The sequence below is a fragment of the Wolbachia endosymbiont of Mansonella ozzardi genome, assembly GCF_020278625.1.
Lineage (GTDB): Bacteria > Pseudomonadota > Alphaproteobacteria > Rickettsiales > Anaplasmataceae > Wolbachia.
On sequence record NZ_JADAKK010000001.1, the window covers coordinates 1 to 8,678 of the forward strand.

The window sequence follows — 8,678 nt, forward strand, 5'->3', positions numbered from 1 at the left end:
CCAGATATTCTTCGTCGTGGAGGAGAGTGGTTTGCATCTCTTGGCAAACCAAACAATACCGGTACTAAAATATTTTGTATCTCAGGACATGTAAACAGCCCATGTAATGTTGAAGAAGAGCTTGGAATTCCACTACGTGAGTTAATTGAAAGATATGCGGGTGGAGTGCGAGGGGGTTGGGATAATCTACTTGCTGTGATACCTGGCGGGTCTTCAGTGCCACTTATTCCTAAATCTATATGCGATACTATTGAAATGGATTTTGATTCACTAAGAGCTGCACAATCAAGTCTTGGTACTGCTGCTGTTATAGTTATGGATAAATCAACTGATATAATAGCTGCAATAGGAAGGTTATCTCATTTCTATATGCATGAATCGTGTGGGCAATGTACACCATGTCGTGAAGGTACTGGATGGATGTGGAGAATTATGAAAGGGATGGTAACAGGGAACATTAGACCTTGTGAAATAGATAAGTTACTTGATCTTACAACTCAAGTAGAGGGACATACGATTTGCGCACTTGGTGATGCTGCAGCTTGGCCGATTCAGGGATTAATTAGGCATTTCCGCCACGTTATCGAAGAGAGAGCACAATTCAGTAGAAATTGTGCGCGAACATCGTAGCCATAGTGGATACAAAAACCACTTGACAACCCTCGCCAGCTTCCTTATTATGATACTGAAGCTATTTATTTAACTTCCCAATCTGTGTAGGTTAAAATGATGAAAAGACTTGTATTGGTATGTATTGTTTAGTTTTTTGCACTATGTGTATCTTATGTCTTTGATAAAACTTCTGTGGTTTTTACCTATACAAGCTGAAACGCGCTTATAAGTCGTTTAAGACAGCACCCAACGTCAAATTTAAAAATAGAGAGCAGAATAGCTAGCTACCTCGGGGTTTTTTTGTCTTTTTTTTCGCTTTAGTAAAATTTTTAGAAGTTTATGACTAACATAAACTAAGTAAGAAGGTATCATTCCAGTTTGGAATCCAACCTTCATGCAATCCCATCGAAAATGCTGTGTTTCAACAGCTACTTTTATGTTCACCAAATCAGTTTGCTTGTGTTTCTTGAGTGGACTTGCTAAACTAATAATACATTATGCTAAATTAATTCGACTAAGGAGTGATATGATTCCAAAAACACGTACAGAGGCATTCAAAGTATTAGTATTACCAGAAAGTGCAGACGCAGAAAGGATTAGAAAGGCATATCACAAATTTGCATTTATATGGTACCCTGACAAATGGTCAAGTAAAAGCCAAGAGGAGCAAAATATAGCAACAGAAAAATTTAAAGAAACATCAGTAGCATATAGAATATTAACGGGCAAAATCAAGGAAGAATTCATCAGCCAACAGCCTAATGATGATTAGTACAAAAAATGAAGCGATTCGTATTTCAGTAAAGAAGAGAAAGATTTGTTTGACGCTCCTTCCCGTCAAGGTCTAACTAAAACAAAAACTCTGTTAAAACAAGTTCAAAACACCAACTCACAAGCCAAATTTTGCGGTATAATTACTGACAAGTCGATATTGCCTACATTGTAAAAAGTTCTTGCAATAATCCTGGGCCCGGCTGGATAGAACTCCTCGAAGAGTTTTATCAAAGTATAGTGCTACCAATTCAACACCAGCTATAAATGTGAATATTATTAGTGAACTTGATAGTACGCCTTTATATGTTGCGTGTAAACTAGGCAACCTTGATGCTGTAAATGTACTTTTAAAGTATAGAATAGATCCTAATGTGTATGGCTTTTTGTATAGACCATTACATTATGCTTTAAGAGAAAATAAAGTTGATATTGCCCAAGGTGCTTCTAAAACATAGAGCCAAAACTATAGGGTTGAAACCTTCTGAAACCATAAAATTTAGTAAGAATGTAGTGGAAGTGCTCTTACCATACTTATCTGATGAGGAAAAAGGCAGAATGTTACAATCCATTGCTTACAGCGATCATGAGGAAACTGATCACGATATTGAAATTGTAAAATTACTATTGAATGCAGATGCTGATCCTGGTCGTTTTATTCAACACTCTGACCCAAAAAAGAAAAGCAAGTTTGTAAAATTATGTAATGAATATAAGAAAAGTATAATGAACAATCCACAAAAACAATCTTCAGGAGGAAGACGGATAATTATAGTTCCAACGTTATTGTTTGGTTCTATAGGTGCCGCATTTGCTGCAATGGGAATTATACCTGAAATTACTGCTATTGTGGTAATTGCAACGGCTATATTATCAGGAATTGCTGATGCTGTGATAGGTGGTACAGCGGAGTATCTTGTTGATATAGCAATGAGTCAATGCTGTGGTAATCAACAGTGTGCAGCTTAGTAGGCCAAATCTCTCCGGTATCCCAGCCACTAACACATAGCAGAATGCCGATAAACCTTTAGCTATAGTATAAAAACCACACAGGACTATAAATGATGGATCAACATTGCTTTAAAGAGGGTACCCATGTTTTCAGTTAACCTCAGGAACTCGCCAAAAATCCTATTTTTTTGTTCATCACTTGCATTTTTCATCAAAGTTTGCGTTCTTTCTTTTATACCAAAAAGATATAAAAATTCTCTTTGAGTTAAAATCTCGCAATCTACATGTTTTAATGAATCCCTTAATGCTTGGAAGTTCACAAGTGCAGTAATGTCGCTATTACCAACATTTTCAAGAAAATTGGCATATTTGTGTTGCTTTACCGATTGCAGAGTGCTCTTATACTCAGGATATACGTAGCCATAATCTATGATCAAAGCAGCTCCTTTGCTATTATATATCTTCTCCTCAAGTCTTTTTATTATTTCAATTCCAGCTGAACATACTTCCACTACTGCACCGTCAAAAAGTTTTCTGTTTGTCATCTGAGTAGCTGATGCTAGAACACACGATTCTTTTTTCTGGACCTCAGTGTCGGCTGCTTTGGATGACAAGGGAGGGGGAAATGACAAGAAGAAAGCACTGGGATAACGAGAAAGGGGCGCTGGAATGACACCATCTTTTTTTCTGGATTCCAGTGTCAAGCACTGGAGTGATGCTCCGTTATCCTTCTTTGTTACCCTATTTTCATACCATTCTCCGTTACGATACACAAACTGGTCTATTGGGAAGGCATCAAAGAACTCATTTGCTAGGAAAATAGCTGGTCGTTTTGGTAGGCTATCGATATTTTCGTGCCAGTTAATATCTAAATCCTTTAATTTTTCCTTTTGTATCTTCTGTAAAGCAGGACTTATTTCAACTAGGTGGACCGAAACTGAATCAAAAAAGTCATTGTATTTTCTAGCGACTCTTATTACATCGTGGATAAGTGTTCCTTTACCTGGCCCAAGTTCAACCAGAGAAAATTTTGATGGCTTCCCTAATTCTTCCCATGTATGCATTACCCACACTGCAATTACTTCACAAAACAATCGGCTGATTTCAGGTGCTGTAATAAAATCACCATCCTTGCCAAGTGGTAATTTACTCATATAATAGCCGTACTCTTTATGGTATAGAGCAGCATTCATGAAATCACTGATCGATATTGATCCTTGATTTTTATCAATTAACTTGTATATATAAGTGAGCATTATTAATAAGCGTTTAACTGTAGCATGTCATGATATAAAGTATTAGAATATTTATATGTGTAGTATAAACTTGAAAATTTATGGATAATAGTGCTTCAGCTATGGACAACCAAGATACCATCCTTATACATCGAAATGATGGCATTGGATACAAATTTGAAGAGATTGTCAAATTTGCAGAAAATAAGGTTATAAGCGCTGATGGGTTGACTTTAACAGAGGTATTTCAAGCTCTAGTTCAAATGTTAAATGGTGATCTAGCATTGGTAAAAAAAGTGCTAGCGTATGCTAATATTATGGCAAAGCATGGAATGAAGGTAGCAAAAGAATCGCAATTGAGCAGAGCTGATGTCCTTCGGACTCTAGAAGGAAAAGGGAATGTCATCAGCAGACAAGATTTCATAAAGAAACCACTTCTTGCACCTGCTGTAAAACCAACCAAAAAGAAAAGTAGAGGTCTTTAGATGGCTGATTCCATAAAAAAATTTACTGTACAATGTGACTTCAAGGGACAAAGCTCGCCTTTTGCAATATACATAGGGAATCCAAAAAGTGACACTCATCCGATTCATCATCAAGATTCCTGGCTTGTAAAAGAGCGTGGAGGTAATATCCCAAGTAAAGTAAAAGAAAGCTTGCAGAAATTATACAAATTGTCTCAAGAAAATGGAGTTTCTTTCCCAAAGCTATGTGCGTATGCCATTACTATAGTTAGTAATGATAAAAAAAATGACAACAAGAAATAGATCCCTTGCATTTCTTCCATAATTCAGGAGATCTAGCGAAGCAGTTTAATTCCTCAATATTTCATTTATAGAAGTTTTCGATCTTGTCTTTTCATCCACTTTTTTTATTATAACTGCGCAATAGGTTGAAATGTTATTTTTAGATGGGCTAGATCCTGGTATCACTACAGAATAAGGCGGCACTTCGCCATAAAGTACTTTATTTGTTTCCCTATCAATAATTTTTGTTGATGCTCCAATAAAAACTCCCATGCCTAAAACCGCTCCTTCTCTTATTATGACGCCTTCAGCTACCTCGCTGCGCGCTCCAATGAAGCAATTGTCTTCTATGATAACTGGAGAAGCTTGAATAGGTTCTAAAACTCCTCCAATCCCCACTCCTCCAGAAATATGGCAGTTCTTTCCTATTTGTGCACAGCTACCAATCGTTGACCAGATATCTATCATTGTGCCTGAATCAATATACGCACCAACATTAACAAAACTTGGCATCAGAACAACATTTTTACCTATGTAGGCAGATCGGCGGACAAAACATCCGGGAACTGCTCTAATTTTTAACTGGCAGAACCTTTCTGAATTCCATCCATCAAATTTATTGTTAATCTTATCACACCACCAATTGTCACTGCCTATTATTTTGCTTTCTTCAGTGAGAAAATGTAATAATATTGCCTGCTTTATCCATGTATGCACTACCCACTTTCCACCTAACAGCTTTTCTGCCACTCTAATTTTACCACTGTCTAAGAGCTTAATTACCTCTCTAATTATTATTTTTGCTGCTTTTTTTACACTGCGATTGCCAAGTTCATTCCTGTTTTTCCAGATATTTTCCACGTCACTTTGTACTTTTTCTAGCTGCAGGTATTCCATTTATTACATATTGACAGTAAATTTATAGTTTTGTATGACTCGAACTTGTTACTACTCATTTGTAAGCACTGTGAAAATACAATGCAACAATTGTACTAAAACTTACTTAGCATCCTCTGAGCAAAGAGGCAAATTTGGGAGAAAAGTAAAGTGTACAAACTGCAACCATACATGGTATGAATATTTTTACAAGAATCAGACGAGCTACACACTACGGGTATACAAGAAAAAAAAGTTGGTGGAAAGAGTTTTTTAGTGTTTACTACCTTAGCTTTTGCTGTAGTAGCAGAATTGTGTATCGCAATAGCTAGTCCTAGAGAAATGGACAAGGTATACAAAACGATCGGTTCGTATAAGGATTCATAAGCTATAAATTAGGGTATAAGAAAAAGCAAACCGATAGCCCGAATATAAAAAGGCTTGCAACAAGTAAATTTTATCAAGGCTATCTTTTTTTAACTAACTTAATATCTGCTAATGTGACATTAGATCTCTTGCACTATGGCAGAAAGCAGATTATGTAATAGATAAATATTTCTTGTACTCCAGCCTGGGTTAGTTTATCCTTTAAGCAAGAGTTACCTGGGGGCATAGCTCAGCTGGTAGAGCATCTGTTTTGCACGCAGAAGGTCAGCGGTTCGACCCCGCTTGCCTCCACCATATAATATTTCACAAGGTCCGCGACAATAGTTCACTTTATAACTCAAACAACCCTCTAAATATCAATGGACAAATTAAAAAAGATCGCTTTTTGCCTAAAGGTTTAAGGAATCTATGATGCATTCTATTTGACTTCCCAAGAACGAGGGTTAGCATCAGAAAAAGTTTCACCTTATTCCTTTAGCCTTGTAACGATGTTCTCCCTGCTGATAAAATTTAATAGTTTAGCGAGTTTTGGACCTGTTTTTGTTCCTGTTAGGGCTAAACGTAGCTGAATAAACAAGTCTTTTGCCTTTATATCCACTGTCTGTTGAATAGCTTTGACCCACTCTGATAATGTATTCTCATTACAGTCACCTTGAGGCAATGCATTGAGAGCAACTTTTGCAAGTTCCTTATCGAAAATTACAGGTTCTATGTTGGACTTACATATCTGCCACCACTTGGCGACTTCAGAAAATATTTCTATATTACTTCTTATAAAATACCAAAATTCCGAGTAGTTCACTCCAATTTGATTTAAACGTTCCTCTACCATTGTAAATGACATTTGTTGTAGAACTTTGCTATTTAGCTTATACACTTCACTTAAGCTAAACTGCGCAGATGCTGAGCTAAATTTTTCAATATCAAATGAGTCAATTAAAGACTGAACGCTAACATGAGCCTCGATAGGGTCTGAAGTTCCAAGTTTTACTAAATAACTAGCTAGTGCCATTGGTTCAATTTCGTCTTCTTTGATGGATTTGATATCCAGTCCACCTTTGCGTTTTGATATTTTACTATCATCAAAATGCAGCAAAGGAAGGTGAGCAAACTTCTGAATTTTCGCTTTTAATGCTTGAATCATCTGTATCTGCACTGCGGTATTGGTTATATGATCTTCCCCGCGTACAACATGGGTTACATTAAAGTCAATATCATCAATAACAGAAGATAAAATGTATGTGTAAATTCCATCTTCTCTTTTTACTATGGGATCACTGATGTGACTTGTTGCAATGTTTATTTCACCTTTAACTTCATCATTCCACTTAACAACTTTGTCCCTATCCAACTTAAATCTAAAATGTGGTTTTCGTCCTTCCTGTTCATAACAAATTTTTTCTTGCTCAGTGAGAAATAATGCACTCCTGTCATATATCGGTGGTAGTCCATGTTTTAGCTGCAATTTACGTTTAATGTCTAACTCTTCTCTTGTTTCATAGCACGCATAAATATATCCTTCTTTTATTAACCGTAAAAACATCTCATTGTAGCGCTCAAAACGCTCTGATTGCTTAAAGTTTGAATCCCAATCTATCCCGAGCCATCTCAAGTCTTGTATGATGCTGTCTACGTATTTAACATCTGAACGCTGGAGATCAGTGTCATCGAAACGAAGTAGAAACTTTCCGTTTTGACTACGTGCGTACATCCAGCAAATGAGTGCAGTACGAACATTTCCTACATGAAGATAGCCAGTTGGGCTTGGAGCAAATCTTGTTAACATCCAATTTATGGTTCTGATTTGTTTTAATTTTATATAAATATATGCTTAAAGCAAGGTATGCTGATGTAGATACAACTGCTTGGACCGGAAAAGGGCGTTGTCCAAGCAGCTGACACTTGCTATAGAAACGGAACAAAAAACCACTTGACAAATTTCTACAATCCCCCTTACCATGATGTTTATAGCAACGTTACAAAAAATAATATCATAGAATTCAATAGGATAATTCCTAGGGAATCTACAAAAAGCCAAATCTTCTTAATGCTATTTAGGTGTAAAAGATAAACCAAATTTTTACAAGAAGACATATTGAATCCTAACCAGGCCATCTAAAACCGATAAATCTCAGGAAAACAAGATCCCGCTATTATAGAGTAAATAGCTCGAGAAGCTCTACAGCTCGACAAAAAAAGCTGCTCAGAAAAGAGATGTGTTAGCTTCTTTAACATAAACCTTATGTGATTTTCAGCATCACATAAAGTAGTTGACTGCCACCGAAATGCCATTTGAGATATTCCCATAATATATTAATGGGAGGGTACAATGAATTTTAACCAATATGTGGAAGGTAACACTTTAGAAACATCAGATATAAATATTAAAATTAATGTAAAAGAGCTAGTAAACTTTCTACAGAACAAAAAAAACATTAAAATGCTTAGTTTGATAAATGTAGAAATTGATTGTGGAGATGTATAAAGAGTTAGTTAAACTTAAACATCTTACTTTGCTTATTCTAAGGAATAATAACTTGGTTTTAAAGGTACAGCATATATAGGCCAAAGCAATCTAACAAATCTTACTTCACTTGAAATAAGTAATAATCATATCGAAGACAAAGGTTTTACATTTTTAATTTGCAGCAAAGGTTTAAAAAAACTTACCTCACTGGATGTAGAAAACAACAACATTTTTGGAGGAGAGATGTTGCGTTATAAGAGAGATATAGCACTAAAAGATTTCACTTCACTTTATGTAGGAAGAAACAGTAAAAGGTTCTTAGATGATAAAAAGTTATCCTTGATAGTATAAAAGAAGAGGAAAGTAGAAGAAGGATAGAACAAGACAGAGAGGGAGCAGGTGCTTAGACGAAAGCAATGGAACAGTCACCAGACAAAACACCGAAGCACCTGAATGCTCTGTAGTAGAAGGTGGAACGAGAAATCGTATATCTGAAGATGCTACACAAAAATTGGCAGATAGAATAAAAAAAGTGACACAACAAGTAAGCAAAATAAATCTACCTGAAGAACCCTTCTGTAAATTCACTGAAGCCGGAATACTCAGCCTGTTCAGCAACAAGGTCAAGCTACC

Annotated in this window: 12 protein-coding genes and 1 tRNA gene; 10 read left to right on the forward strand and 3 right to left on the reverse strand. The window is 36.1% G+C overall.

The features are described 5' to 3' along the window. From nuoF to IHO40_RS00020, 4 genes are all read left to right on the forward strand, one after another. The coding region (nuoF, locus tag IHO40_RS00005; RefSeq protein WP_225536156.1) for an NADH-quinone oxidoreductase subunit NuoF at nucleotides 1-630 on the forward strand (630 nt) is incomplete at its 5' end. A gap of 508 nt (nucleotides 631-1,138) precedes the next feature. Further along, on the forward strand, nucleotides 1,139-1,384 hold the full coding sequence (locus tag IHO40_RS00010) for a J domain-containing protein (protein WP_225536157.1): 246 nt from the start codon (nucleotides 1,139-1,141) through the stop codon (nucleotides 1,382-1,384). A gap of 268 nt (nucleotides 1,385-1,652) precedes the next feature. Continuing rightward, nucleotides 1,653-1,841: an ankyrin repeat domain-containing protein gene (locus IHO40_RS00015; protein WP_225536158.1), complete on the forward strand. Its 189-nt coding sequence runs from the start codon at nucleotides 1,653-1,655 to the stop codon at nucleotides 1,839-1,841. A 55-nt stretch (nucleotides 1,842-1,896) separates the two neighbouring features. Further along, nucleotides 1,897-2,352, forward strand: a complete 456-nt coding sequence (locus tag IHO40_RS00020; protein ID WP_225536159.1) for a hypothetical protein — start codon at nucleotides 1,897-1,899, stop codon at nucleotides 2,350-2,352. Nucleotides 2,353-2,438: 86 nt separating this feature from the next. Here the strand turns inward: IHO40_RS00020 and IHO40_RS00025 are convergent, their stop codons facing one another. Further along, the gene (locus IHO40_RS00025) at nucleotides 2,439-3,590 is read right to left on the reverse strand and encodes a class I SAM-dependent methyltransferase (RefSeq protein WP_225536160.1); all 1,152 of its coding nucleotides are present in this window, start codon (nucleotides 3,588-3,590) and stop codon (nucleotides 2,439-2,441) included. A gap of 80 nt (nucleotides 3,591-3,670) precedes the next feature. Here IHO40_RS00025 and IHO40_RS00030 point away from each other — a divergent pair, with 80 nt between their 5' ends. Further along, entirely contained in the window at nucleotides 3,671-4,054 is a 384-nt protein-coding gene (locus tag IHO40_RS00030) for a hypothetical protein (protein ID WP_225536161.1), read from the forward strand. Then, nucleotides 4,055-4,336 carry a DUF2610 domain-containing protein gene (locus IHO40_RS00035; RefSeq protein ID WP_225536162.1) on the forward strand — a complete coding sequence of 94 codons (282 nt, stop codon included), beginning with the start codon at nucleotides 4,055-4,057 and terminating at the stop codon, nucleotides 4,334-4,336. It abuts the gene before it with no gap. 45 nt (nucleotides 4,337-4,381) lie between these two features. On the opposite strand, the gene dapD is transcribed toward IHO40_RS00035, so the two are convergent. After that, nucleotides 4,382-5,212: a 2,3,4,5-tetrahydropyridine-2,6-dicarboxylate N-succinyltransferase gene (dapD, locus tag IHO40_RS00040; RefSeq protein WP_225536163.1), complete on the reverse strand. Its 831-nt coding sequence runs from the start codon at nucleotides 5,210-5,212 to the stop codon at nucleotides 4,382-4,384. Between the two features lie 34 nt (nucleotides 5,213-5,246). Between dapD and IHO40_RS00045 the strand changes: the two genes are divergently transcribed. Together IHO40_RS00045 and IHO40_RS00050 are read left to right on the forward strand one after the other, a co-directional pair. Further along, entirely contained in the window at nucleotides 5,247-5,468 is a 222-nt protein-coding gene (locus IHO40_RS00045; RefSeq protein WP_225536164.1) for an MJ0042-type zinc finger domain-containing protein, read from the forward strand. A gap of 328 nt (nucleotides 5,469-5,796) precedes the next feature. After that, nucleotides 5,797-5,872 (forward strand) — tRNA-Ala (locus IHO40_RS00050). Between the two features lie 172 nt (nucleotides 5,873-6,044). Here the strand turns inward: IHO40_RS00050 and gltX are convergent. After that, nucleotides 6,045-7,364: a glutamate--tRNA ligase gene (gltX, locus tag IHO40_RS00055; protein WP_225536165.1), complete on the reverse strand. Its 1,320-nt coding sequence runs from the start codon at nucleotides 7,362-7,364 to the stop codon at nucleotides 6,045-6,047. A 543-nt stretch (nucleotides 7,365-7,907) separates the two neighbouring features. Between gltX and IHO40_RS00060 the strand changes: the two genes are divergently transcribed. After that, nucleotides 7,908-8,063, forward strand: coding sequence for a hypothetical protein (locus IHO40_RS00060; protein WP_225536166.1), 156 nt, complete (start codon nucleotides 7,908-7,910; stop codon nucleotides 8,061-8,063). A 75-nt stretch (nucleotides 8,064-8,138) separates the two neighbouring features. Further along, nucleotides 8,139-8,396 carry a hypothetical protein gene (locus IHO40_RS00065; protein ID WP_225536189.1) on the forward strand — a complete coding sequence of 86 codons (258 nt, stop codon included), beginning with the start codon at nucleotides 8,139-8,141 and terminating at the stop codon, nucleotides 8,394-8,396. Nucleotides 8,397-8,678 lie beyond the last annotated feature (282 nt).

Excerpts from the sequence above, each read along its gene's own strand:
- IHO40_RS00010 (WP_225536157.1), top strand. The coding sequence starts at position 1,139 with ATGATTCCAAAAACACGTACAGAGGCATTCAAAGTATTAGTATTACCA.
- IHO40_RS00025 (WP_225536160.1), bottom strand. The coding sequence starts at position 3,590 with ATGCTCACTTATATATACAAGTTAATTGATAAAAATCAAGGATCAATA.
- IHO40_RS00030 (WP_225536161.1), top strand. The coding sequence starts at position 3,671 with ATGGATAATAGTGCTTCAGCTATGGACAACCAAGATACCATCCTTATA.
- IHO40_RS00035 (WP_225536162.1), top strand. The coding sequence starts at position 4,055 with ATGGCTGATTCCATAAAAAAATTTACTGTACAATGTGACTTCAAGGGA.
- dapD (WP_225536163.1), bottom strand. The coding sequence starts at position 5,212 with ATGGAATACCTGCAGCTAGAAAAAGTACAAAGTGACGTGGAAAATATC.
- IHO40_RS00045 (WP_225536164.1), top strand. The coding sequence starts at position 5,247 with ATGACTCGAACTTGTTACTACTCATTTGTAAGCACTGTGAAAATACAA.
- gltX (WP_225536165.1), bottom strand. The coding sequence starts at position 7,364 with ATGTTAACAAGATTTGCTCCAAGCCCAACTGGCTATCTTCATGTAGGA.
- IHO40_RS00060 (WP_225536166.1), top strand. The coding sequence starts at position 7,908 with ATGAATTTTAACCAATATGTGGAAGGTAACACTTTAGAAACATCAGAT.